This is a genomic window from Streptomyces sp. NRRL B-24085, assembly GCF_001282115.1.
Taxonomy (GTDB): domain Bacteria; phylum Actinomycetota; class Actinomycetes; order Streptomycetales; family Streptomycetaceae; genus Streptomyces.
The window spans coordinates 1-20,982 of sequence record NZ_LJBR01000326.1 but is presented as its reverse complement, the minus strand read 5'-3'; the positions used below and the strand labels follow the sequence as shown (position 1 = coordinate 20,982).

Genomic DNA, 20,982 nt, shown 5'->3' with positions numbered 1-20,982 from the left:
CGCCCGCTCCTCCTCGCCGCCGACCTCCCCGCCTTCCGCCCGTGGCGCAACCACCTCACCCACCCCCGCGGCCACATCCAGCTCCGCCTCGGCCGCGACGGCCTCTGGTACGCCTACGAGTCCGAACCGGGCCACGACGACTGGTGGCCCCGCGGCACCCCCGACCTCGACCCGGTCGGCGCCCTCACAGGCCTGGGCACCCCGACCGACCTCTGACCCCGACCCACGGGCACCGTGAAATTCGGTGTCGGCGGTCACCTATCGCGTCGTGCTGCGGAGCCGCCCCTGCCGAGGGCGTCGCGTACGCGGTCGTAGACGCTCAGCGGCACGCCCAGCAGGGCGTTCCCGGGCGGTCGCCGGGGGACGACGGGATGCGGACGGGTCGGGGCCGTATGCCGTACCGCCGCCCAGGTGGTGCCGAGCGTGCGCAGCCGGGCGGTGGGCACCGCCTCCTGCAACCGGGGCAGGAGCAGGTCTTCCTCGTCCCTGATGTCCTGCCGTATCAGCGCGAAGGCCCGCTGCACCTTGTCCTCACGACCCGGATCGCCAGCAGGAAGGCGTTCGACGTCCGCCACGAGATCGTTGATCTGCTGATGCTCTTCCTCGACGCGGGCCGTCAGGTCCTCACCGTCCGGGACCGAGGCCCGTACCAGGGGCCACAGCACCGTCTCCTCCGCGAAGGCGTGGCTGAAGACCAACTGCACCACCTGCTTCAGGATCCTTTCCCGCTGCTGGAGGTCGTCCAGGGCCAGGTACCGGTCCATCAGCCGGTCCATCTCCTCGTGCTCACGGCGCTGCCGCACCAGGATGCTGCTGCCTCCTCCGAGCTCCTCGACGGTCTGGTTCTTGATGGTCTTCGACATGGCCGCTCCCTGTGCGATCTCCGGAGGCGGGCCGGGAGGCCTGCCGGGGCCACCGGATCTCCGTGTCGGCCCGGGTCCCCGGCGGCGGCCCGGTACCCGGCGCATCGACGCCCGTGCACGGCGCGACGGAGACCGCGGGTGAGACGGACACCGGCGCGCTCGTGCCGCTTGTCGAGGCGCCGCTTCACTCCCAGGGTGTCAGCCGGTGCCCTCCTCCGTCTCCGCTCGTCCCTTCAGGGCCGTGTCGGTGGCCTCGCCGGACGTGTCGGGCTCGGGGTGTCCTTCCTCCTCCGGGTGGACGTCCCGTTCGTCGGTCTCCCGCTCCAAAGGCGTCGCGGGCTCGCGCTTCTCGTCTCCTGAACCGCTCATGGCTGCCTCCTCGGGGCTCCACTGGGACGTACCGGGTTCCCCCGGCCATGGCCTGTAACGAGGCCGGGCAGATAGCCCGACGGAGGCGGGGTACTCACCGCGCACAGGCGCTCACCGTCCCCCGTGGTGCGCGCTCACCCGTACGACTCCCGCTTCCCGAGGATGTGACCGCACATGAGTGCTGCTGGGAAATCGCTGACGGTGGCTGCCACGGGGCTCGCCGTCGGGGCCGCCGTCGCCGTCCGTCGCCGGAAGGGAGGTCCGTCCCGTACGGATGCCGGGGACCGCTGGTTGTCCGTGACGATCAACTGCGCGCCACACGATGTGCAGGCCGAGAAGCTGCCCTCGCCGCTCCAGGAGTACGGCGACCGGATCGAGACGCGCATCCGTCCGGCGCCCGGCGACCGGGGCACGGAGCTGGGGGTGCGCCTGCGGGAGACCGCACCGGACGTCGCCTACTCGGTGCCGGCGCGGCTGGCCGGCGTCGACCCGCGGCAGGATCTGCGCCGTGCCCTGCGCGCGGCGAAGGCACTGCTGGAAGCGGGAGAGGTGCTGCAACCCGACGCACCGCCGACCACGCACGACACCCCGGGCGGGAAGCTGGTCGGTCTGCTGAGCCGCCGGGCCGGTGGGGAGGGCGTGCTGTGAAGGCGCTGTGCTGGGAAGGCGTCAACAAGCTGTCCGTCGAGCAGGTGCCCGATCCGGTCCTGCGCAACGACCAGGACGTGATCGTACGGCTGATCGCGGGCACGACCTGTGGTTCGGACCTCCATCTCATCGGCGGGTACATCCCGTTCATGCGCTCCGGGGACGTGATCGGCCACGAGTTCCTCGGCGAGGTCGTCGAGGTCGGTGCGGAGGTGCGTCGGCACAAGGTGGGCGACCGGGTGGTGGTCTGCTCGTTCGTCGGGTGCGGCCGCTGCTGGTACTGCACCCATGACCTGTGGTCCCTGTGCGACAACACCAACACCAACCCCGGTATCGGTCAGGCCCTGTTCGGTGCCGACACCGGCGGTATCTTCGGCTACTCGCACGCCATGGGCGGGCTGCGCGGCAGCCACGCCGAGTACGTGCGCGTCCCCTTCGCCGACTACGGGGCCTTCGCCGTTCCGCCGGGCGTCGACGACACGAGCGCCCTGTTCGTGTCGGACTCGGTGCCCACCGGTTGGATGGGGGCCGACCTGGCGGGAGTGAAGCCCGGCGATGTGGTCGCCGTATGGGGCTGTGGGGCCGTCGGGCAGATGGCGGCGCGCGCCGCGATCCTGCTGGGCGCGGAACGTGTGATCTCCATCGACCGGATCCCCGAACGCCTGGAGATGACCGAACGGCACATCGGCAGCGAGGTCATCGACTACACCAGCACCGACGTGGGGGCCGAACTGCGCGAGCGCACCGGCGGGCGCGGCCCTGACGTGTGCATCGAGGCCGTGGGCATGGAGGCCCACAGCGACAGCCCCGTGCACCTCTACGACCAGGTCAAGCAGCAGCTCCGGCTCCAGACGGACCGTCCGACCGCCGTCCGGCAGGCCATTCACGCCTGCCGCAAGGGCGGCACGGTCTTCGTCCTGGGTGTGTTCGCCGGCGCCGTCGACAAGTTCCCCCTGGGCGCGGTGATCAACAAGGGCCTGACCGTGCGGGGCGCCCAGCAGCACGGTCAGCGTTACATCCCGATGCTGCTGGACCGGCTGGCGGCCGGAGAACTGAGCACGGGCCACCTGGCGACCCACACCGTGTCCCTGGACGAGGCGCCCCGGGCCTACGACATGTTCAAGGAGAAGACGGACGGCTGCGTGCGCGCGGTGATCCAGCCGGGCGGCTGACCGTCTGTGACGGTGGCCCCGGGCGCCCCCTGCTCCGTCTGCCGTACACGCAGGCGGGGGCCGGGCCCACCCTGAGCAGCACGACCGGCCGCCGACACATGCGGTGGAGTCCGTCCTGCGACCGCTGGACCGCCGTGGCCCGGGCACCCGCCGCATCCGCCGCCCCCGCGGCTCGTGCGGTCTGCGACGACTGCGCGGATCGCCCTGCCCACGGCAACGCGTCGGCAACGGTTCCGACAGAAGTACTGCCCAGTGCCTGAGGCGAGGGGCCTTGTCTGCCGTCGAAGCCACTCCGACCCCGGTCTCCGCAGACACGGCTGTCGGGTGCGGTGTTGCCCACCGGCGGCCGCGCGGGTGAAGGCGGTGGCCGGGGGTACCCGCCGGGGCATGATCAAGCGCGCACTGTGGCAGGGACTGCTCGCCGGCGCCGCCGGAGGAGTCGTGATGACTCTCGGCGAGAAGGTCGAACAGGCCGTCACCGGCCGGCCCGACTCCCATGTGCCCGCACGGGTTCTTCAGCGGTTGACCGGCCTGCCCGAACGCCCCGGCAAACAGCCGCTGCCGGTCAACTGGGCCATGCACTTCGGCCAGGCCGCCCTGCTCGGAGTGCTGCGGTCGATCATGGCCCAGGCCGGGCTGCGCGGCCCGGTCGCCTCCGCCAAGTTCGCGGTCGTCCGTCTCACCAACGACCAGATCCTCGAGAACGCCACAGGCGTCGGCGCCCCACCCGGCACCTGGCCGCGCCAGGAGCTCGCAGTGGACCTTCTCCACAAGGCTGTCTACGCCTTCACCACCGGCGCCGTCGCCGACGCCCTCGCCGCCCGCGGTGGACCCGGCCCCGGGCAGCGCCACGCTGCCGCCCGTCCCGGCCGCCACGCCGACTTCGGCCCCCTGCCCCGCAAGGACGCCTACGGGCCGCAGGGCCGAAGCTGACTGTCCTCGGAGACTCTGCCTTCCGAGCAGGCTCACCCACGTGGGGCCGTCGTACTCGTCCACGGCCAGTCCCCGGACATGAGGAAAATGCACGGCCGCGCACCCGACGGGGCCAAGGCGGTCAGGACATGGGGCTGCTGCCGATGATCAGGTCGTTGACGGCGGGCAGACCGCCCCGTGCCAGCGCGGCGCGCTGCCGGTCGGCGCCGGTGCCGGCCTGCAGCAGCCGGTGGACCAGGGCCGTCACCTGCCGGCTGTCGCCGGACGCCTCCAGCGCGGGAGCGACGTGGCGCAGCAGCTCGTACAGCATCTCCCCGGCCCGGCGCTGCCGGCCGGCCGGATCGACCAGGGTGCTGCTGAGCCCGTGGCGGGCCGCGTGCCACATGCTCGCCTGCAACAGCTCCTGGTCGCAGTCGAGCGCGGGGGTCCCGGCGCCCACCTCCGCGATCGCGGTCTCCACCAGGGCCCGGACCAGGCCCGTGAGCATCACCGCGTCGTCCGCGCGCACCTGCACGTCCAGGCACCGCACCTCGACGGTGGGGTACCGCGCCGAGAGCCGGGCCTGCCAGTAGAGCTGACCGGTGTCCGAGATCAGACCGCAGTCCAGCAGCCGCTGCACGCGCCGGTCGTGGTCGGCGATGTCGGCGAAGCGCGGGGGCATGCCGCTGACCGGCCAGCGGCTGAAGATCACGGTGCGCCAACTGGCGAAGCCGGTGTCGTGACCGTCCCACAGCGGGGAGTTCGCGGACAGGGCCGTAAGGGTCGGCAGCCACACCCTGATCCGGTTCAGGACCTGCACGCCGGTCTCCCGGCTGGGGACGCCGACATGGACGTGCATGCCGTTGACGAGCTGCTCCGCCACCAGTTGGGGCGCCTGCGTGAGCATGGCACGGTACCGGGCCTGGTCGGTGACGGCCACGGGGTGGCCGTGCCGCAGCGGCGGTGTCGCGGAGGCCGCGATCCGGCAGCCGTGCGCCTCGGCGGCCACCCCGAGCGCGTGCCGCAGCCGGAGCAGGTGCCCACCCACCTCCTCCAGCGTGCCGCACACCGGCGTGGCCGCCTCGACCTGCGCCTGCAACAGCTCGCAGTGCACTTCCTCCTCGGCCACGAGACGCCCCAGGCCGGCCGCGGTCCGCACCTTGTCCGCCAGGGGTACCGGCAGACCCGTGACCGGGTCGATCAGCAGGTACTCCTCTTCGACACCGATCGTCGTCATCGATGGCCTTCTGTTCCGCCCGGCCGTGCCGCCGGACTGGCTCCCGATGCGTCTGGCCGTGCACCGCACGGTGAGGACTCGTGGGAAGAGCCGCTCGCGCAGCCCGAGTGCCGCACCCGCCTCGCGGCAAACCACCCGCCGCCGACGGGCACCTGGAGAGCCCGTGGGCGACGGCTTCCGGGTACGTCAGCTCTTGCCCATGGCCTTGCGGACGGCGTCCTTGGTGCGGTCCACGAGGGCGGTCACCGGACCGAGGGTCACGTTGGCGGTGGCGGACTCGACACCGGGGTGCGGGTGAGTGGGCGCCATGGCTTCGGCGGCTTTGACCGCCTTGGCCATGGCGGCGAGGTTGGTGACGTCGGTGCTGCGGCGGATGTGGGAGAACTCGTAGCGTTCCTCCGCCCGCGCGTGCTCCTGCACCTCGGTGCGCAGCTCCATGAGGCGGGGCATGAACTTGGGGTCGTCGGTGTCCATGTCCTCCAGGGACGCAAGGGTCTCCTTCGCCGACTTCTCCTCGGCGAGGCGCTCGTCGACGACCTGCGCGCCCCCGTCGACCGCCATGCGGACGAAGGGGTGGACGACCTCTTCCTCGGCGGTCTCGTGCACGGCGAGCAGGCGTACCAGGCGGCGGAAGGCGTCCCGGCGTTCCTCGCCCTCGCTCTGCTCGACCTCGTCGAAGAGGTTGCGGATGTCGCCGTGCTGGCGCATGAGGAGGGCCACCACGTCGATGTCGGGCAGGTTGTCGTCACCGGCGTGGGGCGTGCGGAGCTCGGACATCTGGGGCCGCCTCACTTCTCGCGCTGGGACGGGTCGGGGTGCTCGCCCTCGGTCTGGACGCGGTACTCGCGGCCGAACATGGCGTCGTGCTCGGTCATGACCTGGTCGCTGGGCGGAGCCTCGCCCCCGTGGATCTGCTCCTGCATCTTCTCGAAGCGTTCGTGGGCCTCGCGCACGTAGCCGGCTCCGAGGGTGGTCAGGTCCATCTGGGTGTCGAGCAGTTCGCGCAGGTACTGCTTGTTGGGCTCGAAGGTGAGCACGTTGGGCAGTTCGGGGGCCAGCACGGAGGCGGGGTCGCGGCCGTCGTGGCGGCGCATCAGGTCACACGCGGTGTGCAGGTGCTCCAGCTCCATGTTCAGGTGCAGTTCCCAGATCGACTTCACCCGGGGGTCGGTCTCCTGCTCCATGAAGGAGTAGTAGAGGTAGCACTCGTTGTACTCGTGGGTGACGAGCTGCTCCCACCACGACTCGCCCGGGTCCACGAGGGACTCGTAGTGGGTGACGTGCTCCTCCTCGATCAGTCCGATCTCCTGGTAGAGCCGGCGGGCGATCGGCTCCATGTACGTGGGACCGGTGTTCATGTAGAAGTTCATGGTCTGCTGCTCGGCCGACATCACCGTCAGCGCGTGCAGCTTCGACAGCGGGTCCGTGGCGTCCTTGTCGTAGGCGTCGCGGACGTTGTCGACCGGATCGCGGTGGTGGAACCGCGTGGGCCGGCCCGGCATGACCTCGGTGAGGCCGTCGACGATCGACTCCGCCTTGCGGTGCTCGATCATCTCGTACAGGTTGGCGTACCGGTACAGGTGGTCGAAGTCCTCCAGGACACCGAACTGGTACGCCTGCTTCAGGTAGGGGTCGGGCTCCATCCGGGCGATCCAGGCCGTGAGGTCCACGGCGACCTGCTCGTAGGCGATCGTCGTCTCCAGCACCGACGAGACGCCCGGCAGCAGCCAGTTCACGACCTTCTGCTGCTGGGCCTCGATGTAGCGGGTGCGGGCGAGCTGCCGTTTGACCTCCGGGTCGACCGTGTTCCGGGCGAGCTGGTGGCTGAAGAGGATCGCCTCCACCTCGATGCCGTTCATCGTGATGATCCGGCACCTGGTGTAGGGGTCGCACCGGTCGGGGTCGATCGGCTGCACGTTCAGCTCACGCCAGTTGCGCAACTGCCGGTCCAGCGGGATGCCCCGCTGCTCAAGGGGATTGAAGGTCATGGGGGTGCCTCCTGGGGCGGGGCGGCGACTCGCGCCGGCGGGTGTCCGCCGTGGACGACGAGCACAGGTCCATCTGCGAGTCTCACCGTCGTCACCGGCTTTCAGCCACCGCTCACGCCCGGGGAGCGTGCGATTCCCCCCGCCGGGTCAGCCGGGATGACAAGGGCGGAGCGCTGTGGCATGACCGGCTCGGTGCGTCCAAACAGTGCCCGACCCCACTCGTCGAACGCGAGGCGCGCAGGCCGCCCGTACGGGTGGCCCGGACGCGCCCGGGTCCCCGAGGCCGCCGCCGCGAAGTCCCCCCGTTGCCGGGGCCTGCGTGCTGCGTGAGAGGGTCTGTGGCGTGAGTGCACCACCGAACACCCTGCAATACCGCTTCGACGGGCCGGAGGACGCTCCGGTCCTGATCCTGGGTCCCTCACTGGGGACCACCTGGCACATGTGGGACCGCCAGGTCCCCGAACTGGTCAAGCAGTGGCGCGTCTTCCGGTTCGACCTGCCCGGGCACGGCGGCGCACCCGCCTACCCCGCCGGTTCGGTCGGCGACCTCACCGACCGGCTGCTCGCCACCCTCGACCGGTTCGGCGTGCAGCGCTTCGGCTACGCGGGCTGCGCGCTCGGCGGCGCGGTCGGCATCGAGCTGGCGCTGCGCCACCCGGAACGGCTCGCCTCGCTCGCCCTGATCGCCGCCTCGCCCCGCTTCGGCACGGCCGACGAGTTCCGGCAGCGCGGGGTGATCGTACGGACGAACGGGCTCGACCCCATCGCCCGTACCTCGCCCGACCGCTGGTTCACCTCCGGGTTCGCCGCCGCCCAGCCCGCGATCACCGAGTGGGCCGTGCAGATGGTGCGCACCACCGACCCCGGCTGCTACATCGCGGCCTGCGAGGCGCTCGCCGCGTTCGACGTGCGGGCCGACCTCGCGAGCGTCGGGGTGCCGACCCTGGTCCTGGTCGGCTCCGACGACCGGGTCACCGGTCCCGCCGAGGCCCGCACCCTGGTCGCGGGCATCCCGGACGCCCGGCTCGCCGTCGTGCCCGGCGCCTCCCACCTGGTGCCGGTCGAGCAGCCCGCCGCCGTCACCGACCTCCTGGTCAGACACTTCTCCACCGCCTGGCAGCCCGCCTTCGACTCCACCACCGCGCAGACGGCGATCCCCACGGCCCCGGTCGCGCCGGTCGTGACGTCCGCGCCGCCGCACCCCGTGCCGATCGCCGAGATCGCCCCGGCCGCCCCGGACCCGCAGCCGGCGGGCCGCGTCGATCCGTACGACGCCGGCGTCAAGGTGCGCCGCGAGGTGCTCGGCGACGCACATGTCGACCGGGTGCTGGCGCAGGCCGACGACTTCTCGGGCGACTTCCAGGAGCTCCTGACCCGCTACGCCTGGGGCGAGATCTGGGACCGGCCCGGGCTCGACCGCCGGTCCCGCAGCATCGCCACCCTCACCGCGCTGGTCGCGGGCGGGCACCTGGACGAGCTCGCCTCCCACACCCGGGCCGCCCTGCGCAACGGCCTCACCCCCACCGAGATCAAGGAAGTGCTGCTCCAGGCGGCCGTGTACTGCGGGGTCCCGGCGGCCAACAGCGCCTTCAAGGTGGCCCAGCAGGTCATCCGCGAGGAGACCACGCCCAGCGAGTGATCGTCCGAGACCGGTGGTGAGAGCACCTGCCTGCGCTGCCCGTTCGCGCGGGGCGCGCGGCAGGATGGACCCATGAAGCTCACGAAGATGTCGCACGCCTGTGTCCGGCTCGAGAAGGACGGGCAGACGCTCGTCCTCGACCCCGGGGTCTTCAGCGAGGAGGACGCCGTCCTCGGCGCCGACGCGGTCCTCGTCACCCACGAACACCCCGACCATTTCAGCGAGGAACGGCTGCGGGCGGCCCTGGACGCCAACCCGGCCGCCGAGATCTGGACGCTGAAGTCGGTCGCCGAGAAGATCGGGGCGGCCTTCCCGGGCCGCGTGCACACCGTCGGCCACGGCGACACCTTCACCGCCGCCGGTTTCGACGTCCAGGTCCACGGCGAACTGCACGCCGTGATCCACCCGGACATCCCGCGCATCACCAACGTCGGCTTCCTGATCGACGGAGGCAGGGTCTTCCACCCCGGTGACGCCCTCACCGTCCCGGACCACGCCGTCGAGACGCTGATGCTGCCCGTCATGGCCCCCTGGAGCAAGATCTCCGAGGTCATCGACTACGTCCGTGAGGTCAGGCCGCAGCGCGCCTACGACATCCACGACGCCCTCCTCACCGACCTCGCCCGCCCGATCTACGACAACCAGATCGGCGCCCTCGGCGGCGCGGAGCACCTGCGGCTGAAGCCCGGGGAGAGCACGGCTCTCTGAGTGTCGGTGCCGCCCGGTAGGTTGTCAGGCATGCGCATCGCGACCTGGAACGTCAACTCGATCACCGCCCGTCTCCCGAGGCTGCTTGCATGGCTGGAGAGCACCGGCACCGATGTGCTGTGCCTCCAGGAGGCCAAGGTCGCCGAGGAGCAGTTCCCGTTCGACCAGCTCCGCGAGGCGGGCTACGAGGCGGCGGTGCACGCGACCGGCCGGTGGAACGGCGTGGCGGTGATCTCCCGGGTGGGCATCGAGGACGTCGTCAAGGGCCTGCCCGGCGACCCCGGCTACGACGGCGCCCCGGAGCCCCGCGCCATCTCCGCCACCTGCGGCCCGGTCCGCGTCTGGTCGGTCTACGTGCCCAACGGCCGCGAGGTCGACCACCCGCACTACGCCTACAAGCTCCAGTGGTTCGAGGCCCTGACGGCCGCCGTCGCCGGTGACGCGGCGGGCAGCCGTCCCTTCGCGGTCCTCGGCGACTACAACGTGGCGCCGACCGACGACGACGTCTACGACGTGGCCGCCTTCGAGGGCCTCACCCACGTCACCCCGGCCGAGCGCGCCGCCCTGGCCTCCCTGCGCGGGACGGGCCTGTCGGACGTGGTCCCGCGGCCGCTCAAGTACGACCACCCGTTCACGTACTGGGACTACCGCCAGCTCTGCTTCCCCAAGAACCGCGGCATGCGCATCGACCTGGTGTACGGCAACGAACCCTTCGCCAAGGCCGTCACCGACGCCTACGTGGACCGTGAGGAGCGCAAGGGCAAGGGGGCGTCCGATCACGCCCCGGTCGTGGTCGACCTGGACGTCTAGGGGCCCGGGCTGGAAACGACAGCCCGCGCGCCTGTGGTGCCCGCGGCCGGGTGAGTGACACGCTGGGTGTATGAAGATCCCTTTTCTGGGCGGCCGGAGCGAGAAACCGGGGACCCGCGACCCCGAGGGAATCGCTGAACTCCTCTCCGAGTGCGAGCTCCTGCGCTCCCACGCCGCTCGTTCGGGTGTCCAACTGGACGACACGGCGGCCTCGTTGGAGGCACTCGACCAGGTGGTGCCCGGCTGGCGGGACGACGAGGAGATCCTGCTCTGGCTGGGCAATGACGCGGGACTCTATCTGGGCACCGTCATCGTGCGGACCGTGCCCGGGGCGGCCTGGGACCTGCGCCCGGACGGGCAGCCCGTGATCCGGCTGGAGTCCGGCCGCGAGTTCGACGTCGTGGCCTCGGGGCACGAGTGGGCCGCGAGCGGGGTGCCCGAGCTGTCCCAGCTCTACGCGGAGGTCGCCGAGGAGTGAATCCATGGCCGTAAGAACGGCGTAAATACGGCTAATGATCGAAAAGTGCGTGTCGTTCCTTATGCGTAATCCCGCCTCGATAAGTTGCGGCAACCACGACACAGTTCTGAGAGTGAGTAGGGCTGGGCATGGCCGTCGTCGATCCGTTGATCGAACTGCGTGACGTCAACAAGTACTACGGGGAGCTGCATGTCCTGCAGGACATCAACCTCACCGTCGGCAAGGGGGAGGTGGTCGTGGTCATCGGCCCTTCGGGGTCGGGCAAGTCCACGCTCTGCAGGACGATCAACCGCCTGGAGACCATCAAGTCCGGTTCCATCACGCTCGACGGGCAGCCGCTGCCCGAGGAGGGCAAGGCCCTCGCGAAGCTCCGTGCCGAGGTCGGCATGGTGTTCCAGTCCTTCAACCTGTTCGCCCACAAGACGGTCCTGCAGAACGTCTCGCTGGCCCAGATCAAGGTCCGCGGACGCAAGAAGGACGAGGCGGACCGGCGCTCCCGCCAACTCCTGGACCGGGTGGGCCTCGCCGACCAGGCCGACAAGTACCCGGCCCAGCTCTCCGGCGGCCAGCAGCAGCGTGTGGCCATCGCCCGCGCCCTGGCCATGGAGCCCAAGGCCCTGCTCTTCGACGAGCCGACCTCCGCCCTCGACCCGGAGATGATCAACGAGGTGCTGGAAGTCATGCGTCAACTGGCCCAGGAGGGCATGACCATGGTCGTCGTCACCCACGAGATGGGCTTCGCCCGCTCGGCCGCCAACCGCGTGGTGTTCATGGCCGACGGCCGCATCGTCGAGGACCGCGCCCCCGACGACTTCTTCACCAACCCGGACAGCGAGCGCGCCAGGGACTTCCTCTCCAAGATCCTCAAGCACTGAGAGGGGCGACGGCCATGTCCTCGAGCCTCGACTACGATGGTCCGCTCACCCCCACGGTGACGGCGGCCGAGCCTCCAGGGACCCTGCTGCCGGGTGGGGGTCCCCCCACGGCCCGTCAGCCGTAGGGGGCAGCAGTCACAGAGCCATACCCGCCCGGCGTCGGCCGGAGATCACTGCTCGCGCAGCGGAATCGACACGTACGACGGGTCGTTCGCCGGTGAGGAGAAGGTCAGCCGAGCGCCGGACGGGTTGTGCTCGATGTAGAGCGGGTCGACCGTGTCCACCACCAGGGCCAGCCGGTGCCCTGCCGGCACGTCGTAGGCCGTGGAGAACAGCTCCAGGTCGACGTCGAACGGCTCCCCGGGCGTCCGCCCGTGGAAGGTGTACGGCGCGTGGGAGACCAGCTTGCCGAGGCCGAGCGGCCCCACGTCGTACAGGTAGGCGACGAGGGTGCCGCTCTCCTTGGTGGGGGTGAGCGTGGTGTGCACCTTCGCGGTGCCGCGCACCTGCTGGGCACCGGCGTACTTCTCCGACTGCCACACCGCGGCCCAGTGGCGGGGGAGCAGGGGGATCGAGGCGACCGGGGGAGCCTGGGCCAACTGGTCGAGGATGCTGGACAGGAAGACGATCCCGCCGTCCGCGCCCGAGTCGACGTTGGTGTGGATCGTGGTGGTGCCCGAGAGGGCGATCTTCTTGCGGGTCGCGCCGACCGACTTCCAGTCCGGGTAACCCTCGTAGCCGCCCGTGGTACGGGACTTGAGACGGACCGGCTGCTCACGGTCGACGCCGTTGTCCGCGCCCTTGAGGTAGTGGTCGAACCAGCGCTCGGTGTCGGACCAGACGTCGTTGGGGAGGCCGAACAGCCCGGTCAGTTCGGCCGTGGCGTGGTCGCCGGGGCGGAACTCGAGTCTCTTGGGGCCGGTCAGCTTCTCGTAGAAGTCCGCGTACTGGTTGGGCGGGAAGACCGAGTCGCCCCAGGCGTTGGCCATCATGACCGCCGCGCCGTTCTTGTTGAGTTGGTCCACGTATGTGGCGGCCGAACGTTTCTTCCCCCAGTCGATCATGTCCTGTTCCTTCGACAGGTTCGACGCGTAGAAGTTGTCGAAGATCTGCCGGAGTTCGGCGCTCTGGCGGCCGGTGACCAGGCTCGCGCCGTCCAGCAGGGCCCCGGCCTGGACGTGCTGGGTGCGGCCCGAGTAGATCGAGTCGATCAGGTCGGCCCAGCCGCTGAGGGCCGCGACCGCCTTGACGCGCTTGTCCCTGGCGGCGGTGAGCAGGCTGATGCCGGCCCCGTAGGAGACGCCCGCCATGCCGATGTGCGCGGCGTCGGCCGGGGTGTTGGCGAGCGCCCAGTCGATGACCTTCGAGGCGTCGGCCGTGTCGGGAGGACCCGCCACTTCTATCTCCCCGCCCGACTGCCAGAACCCGCGGACGTTGTAACTGACCACGACGTAGCCGGAGTTCGCGAGCTTCTGGGCCTGGGCGAGGTACTCGACCTGGGGCAGGCCCCAGCTCGTGGGCAGGACGAGCAGCGGGTAGCGCTGTGCGCCGTCGGCTCCGGCGGGCGTGATGACGTTCGCCTTGAGGACCGTGCCGCCGTCACCGGCGATGTCGACGAAGCGCACGGCGTCCGCCGCCTGGGCGGTGGGGGCGAGTCCGAGGGCGCTACCGGCGATCAGAGTCGCGGAGACGGCGCCCACGGTGGTCGTACGCAGGGCCTTGCGAGGGTGTCCCACGGGTCACTCCCTACTCGTGTCAATGCAAAGTGACCAGACGGTAACCGCGGCGCCTTACCGGAGGTAACCCGTCGGTAAGTTACGTGGGAGTAACGATTGTTGTGGTGTGAAACAGTTCAGGAGGCGCGGTGGGAGTTCCGTGGAGCCGCGGCCGTCGGCAGGGGCGCCTTGGCCTCCCGGGTCACGTCCGCGACCAGCTCCACGACATCCGGGCCGTACGCACCGGAGTTGATCACCTTCAGCAGCAGGACGAAGGTGCTGTCGCCGTACTTGCGGGTCAACCGCTCCTGGTTGCGGGCCAGATAGCGGGCCGCTGCCTGGTTGCTGATCGCGGTCTGGCCGCAGAAGAGGAAGACGGGCCGGGCGCCGTTGCTCTGCTCGACCGTGAGTCGGGCCAGCAGGGCGTACTCGGCCGTGCCGACCTCCACGCGGTAGCGCTCGGTGCCCACCTGGAAGGCGCCGCGGTCCGGGCTCGGCTCGGCGTCCACGTTGACCCGGACCCCGGGCAGCAGGGAGGAGAGGTGGGCCGCCATGCGGCGGTTGGAGGCCGGGCCTCCCACGCAGAACTCGGTGCGCTCGCCGAAGCCCTGACGTGCCGCGTCGTGCGGGAGGACCTGGGCGTGGGCGTTGCAGTCCTTGATGAGTGCGGCGAGTTCGAGGAGGGCGAACACGTCGTAGCGCATCACCGCGAGGTCCGGGCCGCTCGCGCCGCGGTTCACGACCAGCAGTGACTCGGAGTTGTCGGGCAGCCCGAAGAACACCTGCTTGCGGCGGAGTTTCCGCCTCCACAGGTACGTCCGGGCGATCCAGCCCAGCGCGGCGCTGATGCCCGCCGCCACCACGCCCAGGACGATGTTGCGCACGTCGTCAGTCATGTGCGCGCATGCTAGCGGGCCTGCACGGTTGGTACGTACCGGTGTTCGAAGTGCGGCATTCGTATGACACCTGACCCGAGAAGGGCTGTCGGGGCACCGGCGATGTGGTTACGCTGCGCGGACGGTCCTGGACTGGAGGTACGGATGCGTCGCCCTGTCGCACGGAAACTGTCGGTCCTGGCGGTCTCGGCCGCCGTGGTGTCGGTGGGGGCGGCAGCGCCGCCGCAGGCCACCCCGGCACCCGAGAAAGCACCCGTCGCCGTCGGCTACGGCGGCGCCGTGTCCAGCGTCGACCCGGACGCCTCCGCCGCCGGCATCGAGGTCCTGAGGAAGGGCGGCAACGCCGTCGACGCGGCCGTCGCCACCGCCGCCGCGCTCGGCGTCACCGAGCCGTACTCCGCCGGCATCGGCGGGGGCGGCTACTTCGTCTACTACGACGCCAAGTCCCGTACGGTCCACACGATCGACGGCCGCGAGACGGCACCGCTCACCGCGGACTCCGACCTGTTCGTGGAGAACGGCAAGCCGCTCGCCTTCGCCGACGCCGTCACCAGCGGGCTGAGCGTCGGCACCCCGGGCACACCGGCCACCTGGGCCACGGCGCTGGACGAGTGGGGCAGCAGATCGCTGGGCAGCGTCCTGAAGCCGGCCGAGCGGATCGCCCGGGACGGGTTCACGGTCGACGACACCTTCCGCTCGCAGACCGCGTCCAACGAGACACGGTTCCGGTACTTCCCCGATACCGCGAAGCTGTTCCTGCCCGGCGGACGGTTGCCGGTCGTCGGATCCACCTTCAAGAACCCCGATCTCGCCCGCACCTACCGGGAGTTGGGCCGCGAGGGGGTCGACGCGATCTACCACGGCGACCTCGGCGACGACATCGTCGACACCGTGAACCACCCGCCGGTGGACCCGGGTTCGGGCTGGAACGCCCGTCCGGGCGACCTGTCCGAGAAGGACCTCGCCGCCTACCGCGCCAAGCTCCAGAAGCCCACCAAGACCTCCTACCGCGGGCTCGGGGTCTACTCCATCGCGCCCTCCTCCTCCGGCGGCACGACGGTCGGCGAGGCCCTCAACATCCTGGAGCACACCGACCTCTCGAAGGCGAGCGAGGTGCAGTACCTGCACCACTTCATCGAGGCGAGCCGGATCGCGTTCGCGGACCGCGGGCGCTGGGTCGGCGACCCCGCCTTCGAGGACGTACCGACGAAGGGGCTGCTGTCGCAGCGGTTCGCCGACTCGCGGGCCTGCCTGATCAAGGACGACACGGTGCTCAAGAGCCCGGTGGCGCCGGGGGACCCGCGGCATCCCGGAGCGTGCACGGACCGGGGCACCGCGGCGCCGACCACGTACGAGGGCGAGAACACCACGCATCTGACGGTGGCGGACAAGTGGGGCAACGTCGTCGCCTACACCCTGACCATCGAGCAGACGGGCGGCAGCGGGATCACCGTTCCCGGGCGCGGGTTCATCCTCAACAACGAGCTGACGGACTTCTCCTTCGCCCCGGCGAACCCGGCCGTCCACGACCCGAACCTGCCGGGGCCCGGCAAGCGGCCGCGGTCCTCGATCTCGCCGACGATCGTGCTCGACAAGCACAACAAGCCGGTGGTGGCGCTGGGTTCACCCGGCGGGGCGACCATCATCACGACCGTGCTCCAGGTGCTGACCGAGTTCGTCGACCGCGGGCTGCCGCTGGTGGACGCGATCGCCGCGCCCCGGGCCAGCCAGCGCAACGCCGCGCAGACCGAGCTGGAGCCGGCGTTGTACAGCAGTGGGGAGCGGTCCCAACTGGAGGCCATCGGGCACTCGTTCAAGCTGAATCCGGAGATCGGGGCCGCTACTGGTGTGCAGCGGTTGCCTGGTGGGAAGTGGTTGGCGGCTGCTGAGACGGTGCGGCGGGGCGGGGGGTCTGCGCAGGTGGTGTACCCCGCGCCGTAGTTCACTGCGGGTGCGTGGGGGCTGGTCGCGCAGTTCCCCGCGCCCCTAGGTGGTTTCACTGAACGTCAGGCTGCCCGCTGCCGTGTCCACCGTGACCCTTCCGCCGTCCTTGATCGTGCCCTCCAGCAGCAGGCGGGACAGCTGGTTGTCCACCTCCCGCTGGATGGTGCGGCGCAGCGGTCGGGCGCCGTACTCCGGCTGGTAGCCGCGTTCCGCCAGCCAGTCCACCGCGCTGTCCGTGAAGGTGACCGTGACGCCCTGGGCCCGGAGCAGACGGCGGGTGCTCTCCAGCAACAGCTGCGTGATCTCCCGTAGTTGCTCTCCCGTGAGCCGGCGGAAGACGACGATCTCGTCGATGCGGTTCAGGAACTCCGGGCGGAAGTGCTCGCGCAGCGGCCGCAGGATCTGTTCGCGCCGGGCTTCCTCGTCGGACTGCGGCCCGAAGCCGATGCCCGCGCCCCCTCGGGTGATCGCCTCCGAGCCCAGGTTGCTGGTCATCACGATCACCGTGTTGGTGAAGTCGACCGTGCGGCCCTGGGAGTCGGTGAGCCGTCCGTCGTCGAGGACCTGGAGGAGAATGTTGAAGACGTCCGGGTGGGCCTTCTCCACCTCGTCCAGGAGGAGCAGCGAGTACGGGTGCCTGCGGACCACCTCGGTCAGCTGGCCCGCCTCCTCGTGGCCGACGTATCCGGGCGGGGCGCCGACCAGGCGGCTGACCGTGTGGCGCTCCTGGTACTCGCTCATGTCCAGGCGGACCATGCGCTCCTCGCTGCCGAACAGGGACTCGGCGAGGGCGCGGGCCAGTTCGGTCTTGCCGACGCCGGTCGGGCCGAGGAAGAGGAAGCTGCCGATCGGGCGGTCCGGGCTCGCGAGGCCGGCACGGGAGCGCAGGACGGCGTCCGAGACGACCCGTACGGCCTCGTCCTGGCCGACGACCCGCTCGTGCAGGTGGTTCTCCAGGCCGAGCAGGCGGTCCTTCTCCTCCTGGGTGAGGCTGCTCACCGGGATGCCGGTCAGCCGGGACACCACCTGGGCGACGGCCTCCGTGGTGACCTCCAGGTGCTGGCCCTCGTCGGCCGCGTCGCCCCCGGCGGACTCGGCGATACGCTGCTTCAACTCGGCGATGCGGTCCCGCAGTTGGGTGGCCCGCTCGTACTGCTCGTCGGCGACCGCCTGGTCCTTGTCCAGGGTCAGTTGCTCGACCTCGCGCTCCAGGGCCCGTACGTCGGTGCCCTTGGTCCGCGCGCGCAGGCGCACCCGCGCCCCCGCCTGGTCGATGAGGTCGATCGCCTTGTCCGGCAGGCGGCGGTCGGTGAGATAGCGGTCGGACAGCTCCACGGCGGCCACCAGCGCCTCGTCGGTGTAACGCACCTGGTGGTGGGCCTCGTAGCGGTCCCGCAGTCCGCGCAGGATCTCGATCGCGTCCGCCGGGGTGGGCTCCGGGACCAGGATCGGCTGGAAGCGGCGGGCCAGGGCCGCGTCCTTCTCGATCCTGCGGAACTCCTCCAGCGTGGTCGCGCCCACGATGTGCAGCTCGCCGCGGGCCAGGGCGGGCTTGAGGATGTTGCCGGCGTCCAGGGAGCCGCCCTCGCCGCCCCCGCCCGCGCCGACGACCGTGTGCAGCTCGTCGATGAAGACGATCAGCCGGTCGGAGTTGTCGCGGATCTCGCCCACGATGTTCGTCAGGCGCTCCTCGAAGTCGCCCCGGTAGCGGGTGCCCGCCACCACCCCGGTCAGGTCCAGGGCGAAGACCCGACGTCCGATCAGCACGTCGGGCGCGTCCCCGTCGGCGATCCGCTGGGCCAGGCCCTCCACGACGGCGGTCTTGCCGACGCCCGCGTCGCCGATGAGCACCGGGTTGTTCTTGCCGCGGCGGGACAGCACCTCGATGGTCTGCTCGATCTCCTCGTCCCGGCCGATCACCGGGTCGATACGGCCCTGGCGGGCCAGGTCGGTGAGATCGCGGCCGTACTTGTCGAGGGTCGGCGTGCCCGTGCTGCGCGGTGCCTCGGCGCCGGACTGGCCGGTCTCGGGGGCCGTCTCGGGAGGCAGGCCGGCCGGGGCGAACCGGGCCGAGTTGAGGATGTGCCCGGCGGCCGAGTCCGGGTTCGCGGCCAGGGCGCTGAGCACGTGCTCCGGGCCGATGTAGCCGGCGCCCCGGGCCCGCGCCAGCTCGTGCGCGTCCAGCAGGGCGCGCTTGGCGGCCGGGGTCAGGGACAGCGAGGTGGGCGGAGGGGCCTCCTCCGGCTGGTGCTGGACGGGGCCGGAGCGTTCGTCGATCTCCGAGGCGAGCGAGTCGGGATCGGCACCGGCCCGGCTCAGCAGGCTCCGGGTCGGCTCCGCGGCGAGGGCCGCCCGCAGCAGGTGCTGGGTGTCCAGATCCCGGCTGCCGTGCTCGGCGGCGTACTGCGCGGCGCCCCGCACCAGCTCCCGGGCGGGCCGGCTCAGCAACTGGCCGATGTTGATCTGCCGGGGGCCGGGACGCGGCCCGCCGAAGAAACGGGCGAGGAACTCTCCGAAGGCGTCATAGCCTTCCGGTCCGCTGAATCCGCTGGTCATGTCGTTCCCATCCGGCATCCCCATGGGATCCCCCCGGGCCGAGCCCGTTCGAGGTCTGGGGGAGGGCCGGGGACACCCTCGCTGATCGACGTGCCGGGGCCGGGTAACCCGGGTGTCAGCCGGTTACACCTTCGCACGGATGGGGGAACGGGGCACTTCCAGCGGTCGTCCGGCAACGGCGGTTCGGCGGGGGCCTCGCGGAGGCAGGCCGGTCGGGGCGAACCGGGCTCCCGGACCGCCGCCCGACCTCCACGAGCCCTCTCGCGGGCCCGTGACGACCGGGGAGGAAGGCCGGCGAGCGGGGCGGCTCAGCGTGCCGTCAGGACGCGGGGGCCCTCGTCCGTGATCGCCACGGTGTGCTCGACGTGCGCCGCGCGCGAACCGTCGTTCGTCTTCAGCGTCCAGCCGTCCGGTGCCGTGTGGTACTCATCCGTGCCGCCGGCGATGAGCATCGGCTCGATCGCGAGCACCATGCCGTGCCGCAGCGCGAGCCCGCGCCCCGGGCGGCCCTCGTTCGGCACCGGCGGGTCCTCGTGCATGCGGCGGCCGATGCCGTGGCCGCCGAAGTCGTCCATGATGCCGTACCCACCGGCCCGGCACACCGTGCCGATCGCGTGCGCGATGTCCCCGATGCGGTTGCCCACGACCGCCGCCGCGATGCCGGCCGCCAGGGCCCGCTCGGCCGTCTCGATCAGCCGTACGTCCTCGGGGCGCGGCCCGCCCACCGTGAAACTGATCGCCGAGTCACCGGCCCAGCCGCCCAGTTGGGCACCGCAGTCGATCGAGACGAGGTCGCCGTCGCGCAGCCTGTAGCCGGAGGGGATGCCGTGCACGATCGCGTCGTTCACGGACGCGCAGATGACGGCGGGGAAGGGGGTGGTGGCGAAGGTGGGGCGGTAGCCGAGGAAGGGCGAGGACGCCCCGGCCTCCCGCAGCACCCCACGCGCCACCTCGTCCAGCTCCAGCAGGGAAACTCCCACGTCAGCGGCTTGCCGTACGGCGGTCAGGGCGCGCCCGACCACCTGCCCCGCCTCGTACATGGCATCCATCGAGGTATCTGTCTTCAGCTCCACCATGCCAATTACTATACCGGTATTAGAATGGGGTCATGGTGCGCACCCCTCTCACTCCCGAAGAACGCGAACGCGGCGAGCGGCTCGGCAAGCTGCTGCGCGAGGCCCGCGGCGGCCGCAGCATGACGGAGGTCGCGGCGAGCGCCGGGATCTCCGCGGAGACCCTCCGGAAGATCGAGACCGGCCGGGCCCCGACCCCGGCGTTCTTCACGGTGGCCGCGCTCGCCCGGGCGCTCGGCCTGTCCATGGACGAGCTGGCCGGCCTGTGTGAGCTCGCGGGCGTGTGACGGGAGTTCGCTCGACGGCCGGGGGCGCGCCGGGAGGCTCCTGCTGCGCTCTTGAAAACTGTCCGTAGCCCGTTCGTAACACTGCTGGTGTTGCCTTACGGACCGGAGTGCTCCGGTCTAACGGGAGTTGAGCGATGGCAGTGGATCAACTCCCGGGCAGGGTGCGGGAGTTCGTGGCCTATCTGGACGGTGTTCTGGCGCGCCTGGACCAGGGCTCCGGTTGGTGCGCGGTGTTCTGGCAGCGCGACCCCGACGGTATGCGGGCCTGCCTCGACGGGCGTGAGGTGCCGCCCTGGGACGTGGTCGAGTCGCTCCTTCAGGACCTCGCCGCGGGATACGGCCCCGAGGTGGCCCACGCCGAGGCGGAACGGGCCCGCCCCCTGCACGCCGCCGCCCAGGCCGCCCACGACGCCCGCCCCGGCGGCCGGGACGCCCTCGGCGACCGCTTCGACGTCATGCTCCGCGAACAGCGCTACGCGGCGGAACGGCAGGCCGAGCTGGGACGCCGGCTCGCCGCCGCCACCACCCAGGAGGAGGCCGACGCCATCCGCCTGGACCTCGCCTGGGCCCGCGACGACCACGAACGCGCGGTACGCCGCTGCGCCGAACTCCGGTCCAGGATGGCAGAGTTGGACCGGCGCCCGAGGGGTGCGCCGTACGGGAGGGACGCCGACGGCCGGAGCGCCGCGCATCCGGACATGCCGCAACAGCGGGACGCCCCGACAACCACCTGGGCGGACACCGCCGGAGCCGCGCCGGACCGGCCGGGCCCGGCTGAAGGCCCCGGCCCCGGACACGCCCCGCAGCAGCCC

The 20,982-nt window shown here is 71.3% G+C and carries 19 protein-coding genes and 2 pseudogenes; 12 read left to right on the top strand and 9 right to left on the bottom strand.

Annotated features, from left to right (window positions below; genetic code table 11):
* Positions 1 to 216: pseudogene (locus AOJ26_RS30760) on the top strand (hypothetical protein); the annotation flags it as partial.
* Positions 217 to 254: 38 nt separating this feature from the next.
* Here the strand turns inward: AOJ26_RS30760 and AOJ26_RS30755 are convergent.
* Positions 255 to 863: a hemerythrin domain-containing protein gene (locus tag AOJ26_RS30755; RefSeq protein WP_053851640.1), complete on the bottom strand. Its 609-nt coding sequence runs from the start codon at positions 861 to 863 to the stop codon at positions 255 to 257.
* Between the two features lie 198 nt (positions 864 to 1,061).
* The gene (locus AOJ26_RS43990; protein WP_179200411.1) at positions 1,062 to 1,232 is read right to left on the bottom strand and encodes a hypothetical protein; all 171 of its coding nucleotides are present in this window, start codon (positions 1,230 to 1,232) and stop codon (positions 1,062 to 1,064) included.
* Positions 1,233 to 1,523: 291 nt separating this feature from the next.
* Between AOJ26_RS43990 and AOJ26_RS30750 the strand changes: the two genes are divergently transcribed.
* The 3 genes from AOJ26_RS30750 (at position 1,524) to AOJ26_RS30740 (ending at position 3,985) form a co-directional block, all read left to right on the top strand.
* Complete coding sequence (locus tag AOJ26_RS30750; protein ID WP_234358713.1) at positions 1,524 to 1,880, top strand: hypothetical protein; 357 nt, start codon at positions 1,524 to 1,526, stop codon at positions 1,878 to 1,880.
* Positions 1,877 to 3,052, top strand: coding sequence for a zinc-dependent alcohol dehydrogenase (locus tag AOJ26_RS30745; RefSeq protein WP_053851638.1), 1,176 nt, complete (start codon positions 1,877 to 1,879; stop codon positions 3,050 to 3,052). Before AOJ26_RS30750 ends, AOJ26_RS30745 begins: the two co-directional genes overlap by 4 nt.
* 387 nt (positions 3,053 to 3,439) lie before the next feature.
* Entirely contained in the window at positions 3,440 to 3,985 is a 546-nt protein-coding gene (locus tag AOJ26_RS30740) for a hypothetical protein (protein ID WP_053851641.1), read from the top strand.
* A gap of 121 nt (positions 3,986 to 4,106) precedes the next feature.
* On the opposite strand, the gene AOJ26_RS30735 is transcribed toward AOJ26_RS30740, so the two are convergent.
* The 3 genes from AOJ26_RS30735 to AOJ26_RS30725 form a co-directional block, all read right to left on the bottom strand.
* Complete coding sequence (locus AOJ26_RS30735) at positions 4,107 to 5,201, bottom strand: carboxylate-amine ligase (RefSeq protein ID WP_053851637.1); 1,095 nt, start codon at positions 5,199 to 5,201, stop codon at positions 4,107 to 4,109.
* 186 nt (positions 5,202 to 5,387) lie between these two features.
* Entirely contained in the window at positions 5,388 to 5,978 is a 591-nt protein-coding gene (locus tag AOJ26_RS30730) for a hemerythrin domain-containing protein (protein ID WP_053851636.1), read from the bottom strand.
* Between the two features lie 11 nt (positions 5,979 to 5,989).
* Entirely contained in the window at positions 5,990 to 7,189 is a 1,200-nt protein-coding gene (locus AOJ26_RS30725; protein WP_053851635.1) for a hypothetical protein, read from the bottom strand.
* Between the two features lie 439 nt (positions 7,190 to 7,628).
* On the opposite strand from AOJ26_RS30725, the gene pcaC reads away from it, so the two are divergent.
* The 5 genes from pcaC (at position 7,629) to AOJ26_RS30700 (ending at position 11,699) form a co-directional block, all read left to right on the top strand.
* Positions 7,629 to 8,828 carry a 4-carboxymuconolactone decarboxylase gene (pcaC, locus tag AOJ26_RS30720; protein ID WP_373413220.1) on the top strand — a complete coding sequence of 400 codons (1,200 nt, stop codon included), beginning with the start codon at positions 7,629 to 7,631 and terminating at the stop codon, positions 8,826 to 8,828.
* 72 nt (positions 8,829 to 8,900) lie between these two features.
* Entirely contained in the window at positions 8,901 to 9,536 is a 636-nt protein-coding gene (locus AOJ26_RS30715; protein ID WP_053851633.1) for an MBL fold metallo-hydrolase, read from the top strand.
* A 30-nt stretch (positions 9,537 to 9,566) separates the two neighbouring features.
* On the top strand, positions 9,567 to 10,346 hold the full coding sequence (locus AOJ26_RS30710; RefSeq protein ID WP_053851632.1) for an exodeoxyribonuclease III: 780 nt from the start codon (positions 9,567 to 9,569) through the stop codon (positions 10,344 to 10,346).
* 70 nt (positions 10,347 to 10,416) lie between these two features.
* Positions 10,417 to 10,824 (top strand): DUF6278 family protein, encoded by a 408-nt coding sequence (locus tag AOJ26_RS30705; RefSeq protein WP_053851631.1) that lies wholly within the window; start codon positions 10,417 to 10,419, stop codon positions 10,822 to 10,824.
* Positions 10,825 to 10,952: 128 nt separating this feature from the next.
* A complete protein-coding gene (locus AOJ26_RS30700) occupies positions 10,953 to 11,699 on the top strand; it encodes an amino acid ABC transporter ATP-binding protein (RefSeq protein ID WP_053851630.1) in 747 nt (248 codons plus the stop codon).
* A gap of 170 nt (positions 11,700 to 11,869) precedes the next feature.
* Here AOJ26_RS30700 and AOJ26_RS30695 read toward each other — a convergent pair whose 3' ends face one another.
* Positions 11,870 to 13,435: a CocE/NonD family hydrolase gene (locus AOJ26_RS30695; protein WP_053851629.1), complete on the bottom strand. Its 1,566-nt coding sequence runs from the start codon at positions 13,433 to 13,435 to the stop codon at positions 11,870 to 11,872.
* 116 nt (positions 13,436 to 13,551) lie between these two features.
* Positions 13,552 to 14,310 carry a hypothetical protein gene (locus tag AOJ26_RS30690; RefSeq protein WP_179200412.1) on the bottom strand — a complete coding sequence of 253 codons (759 nt, stop codon included), beginning with the start codon at positions 14,308 to 14,310 and terminating at the stop codon, positions 13,552 to 13,554.
* Positions 14,311 to 14,454: 144 nt separating this feature from the next.
* Between AOJ26_RS30690 and ggt the strand changes: the two genes are divergently transcribed.
* Positions 14,455 to 16,251, top strand: a complete 1,797-nt coding sequence (gene ggt / locus AOJ26_RS30685; RefSeq protein ID WP_053851627.1) for a gamma-glutamyltransferase — start codon at positions 14,455 to 14,457, stop codon at positions 16,249 to 16,251.
* A gap of 45 nt (positions 16,252 to 16,296) precedes the next feature.
* Here the strand turns inward: ggt and AOJ26_RS30680 are convergent, their stop codons facing one another.
* Positions 16,297 to 18,810, bottom strand: coding sequence for an ATP-dependent Clp protease ATP-binding subunit (locus tag AOJ26_RS30680; RefSeq protein WP_053851626.1), 2,514 nt, complete (start codon positions 18,808 to 18,810; stop codon positions 16,297 to 16,299).
* Between the two features lie 308 nt (positions 18,811 to 19,118).
* Positions 19,119 to 19,886 (bottom strand): type I methionyl aminopeptidase, encoded by a 768-nt coding sequence (gene map / locus AOJ26_RS30675; protein WP_053851625.1) that lies wholly within the window; start codon positions 19,884 to 19,886, stop codon positions 19,119 to 19,121.
* 32 nt (positions 19,887 to 19,918) lie between these two features.
* Here map and AOJ26_RS30670 point away from each other — a divergent pair, with 32 nt between their 5' ends.
* Positions 19,919 to 20,170, top strand: coding sequence for a helix-turn-helix domain-containing protein (locus AOJ26_RS30670; protein ID WP_053851624.1), 252 nt, complete (start codon positions 19,919 to 19,921; stop codon positions 20,168 to 20,170).
* A 134-nt stretch (positions 20,171 to 20,304) separates the two neighbouring features.
* Positions 20,305 to 20,982, top strand: a pseudogene (locus tag AOJ26_RS30665) (hypothetical protein); the annotation flags it as partial.

Coding starts and splice junctions, on each gene's coding strand:
- AOJ26_RS30715 (WP_053851633.1), top strand. CDS start 8,901: ATGAAGCTCACGAAGATGTCGCACGCCTGTGTCCGGCTCGAGAAGGAC.
- map (WP_053851625.1), bottom strand. CDS start 19,886: ATGGTGGAGCTGAAGACAGATACCTCGATGGATGCCATGTACGAGGCG.
- AOJ26_RS30705 (WP_053851631.1), top strand. CDS start 10,417: ATGAAGATCCCTTTTCTGGGCGGCCGGAGCGAGAAACCGGGGACCCGC.
- AOJ26_RS30725 (WP_053851635.1), bottom strand. CDS start 7,189: ATGACCTTCAATCCCCTTGAGCAGCGGGGCATCCCGCTGGACCGGCAG.
- AOJ26_RS30740 (WP_053851641.1), top strand. CDS start 3,440: ATGATCAAGCGCGCACTGTGGCAGGGACTGCTCGCCGGCGCCGCCGGA.
- AOJ26_RS30735 (WP_053851637.1), bottom strand. CDS start 5,201: ATGACGACGATCGGTGTCGAAGAGGAGTACCTGCTGATCGACCCGGTC.
- pcaC (WP_373413220.1), top strand. CDS start 7,629: ATGTGGGACCGCCAGGTCCCCGAACTGGTCAAGCAGTGGCGCGTCTTC.
- AOJ26_RS30700 (WP_053851630.1), top strand. CDS start 10,953: ATGGCCGTCGTCGATCCGTTGATCGAACTGCGTGACGTCAACAAGTAC.
- AOJ26_RS30755 (WP_053851640.1), bottom strand. CDS start 863: ATGTCGAAGACCATCAAGAACCAGACCGTCGAGGAGCTCGGAGGAGGC.
- AOJ26_RS30730 (WP_053851636.1), bottom strand. CDS start 5,978: ATGTCCGAGCTCCGCACGCCCCACGCCGGTGACGACAACCTGCCCGAC.
- AOJ26_RS30670 (WP_053851624.1), top strand. CDS start 19,919: ATGGTGCGCACCCCTCTCACTCCCGAAGAACGCGAACGCGGCGAGCGG.
- AOJ26_RS43990 (WP_179200411.1), bottom strand. CDS start 1,232: ATGAGCGGTTCAGGAGACGAGAAGCGCGAGCCCGCGACGCCTTTGGAG.
- AOJ26_RS30710 (WP_053851632.1), top strand. CDS start 9,567: ATGCGCATCGCGACCTGGAACGTCAACTCGATCACCGCCCGTCTCCCG.
- AOJ26_RS30690 (WP_179200412.1), bottom strand. CDS start 14,310: ATGACTGACGACGTGCGCAACATCGTCCTGGGCGTGGTGGCGGCGGGC.
- ggt (WP_053851627.1), top strand. CDS start 14,455: ATGCGTCGCCCTGTCGCACGGAAACTGTCGGTCCTGGCGGTCTCGGCC.
- AOJ26_RS30680 (WP_053851626.1), bottom strand. CDS start 18,810: ATGACCAGCGGATTCAGCGGACCGGAAGGCTATGACGCCTTCGGAGAG.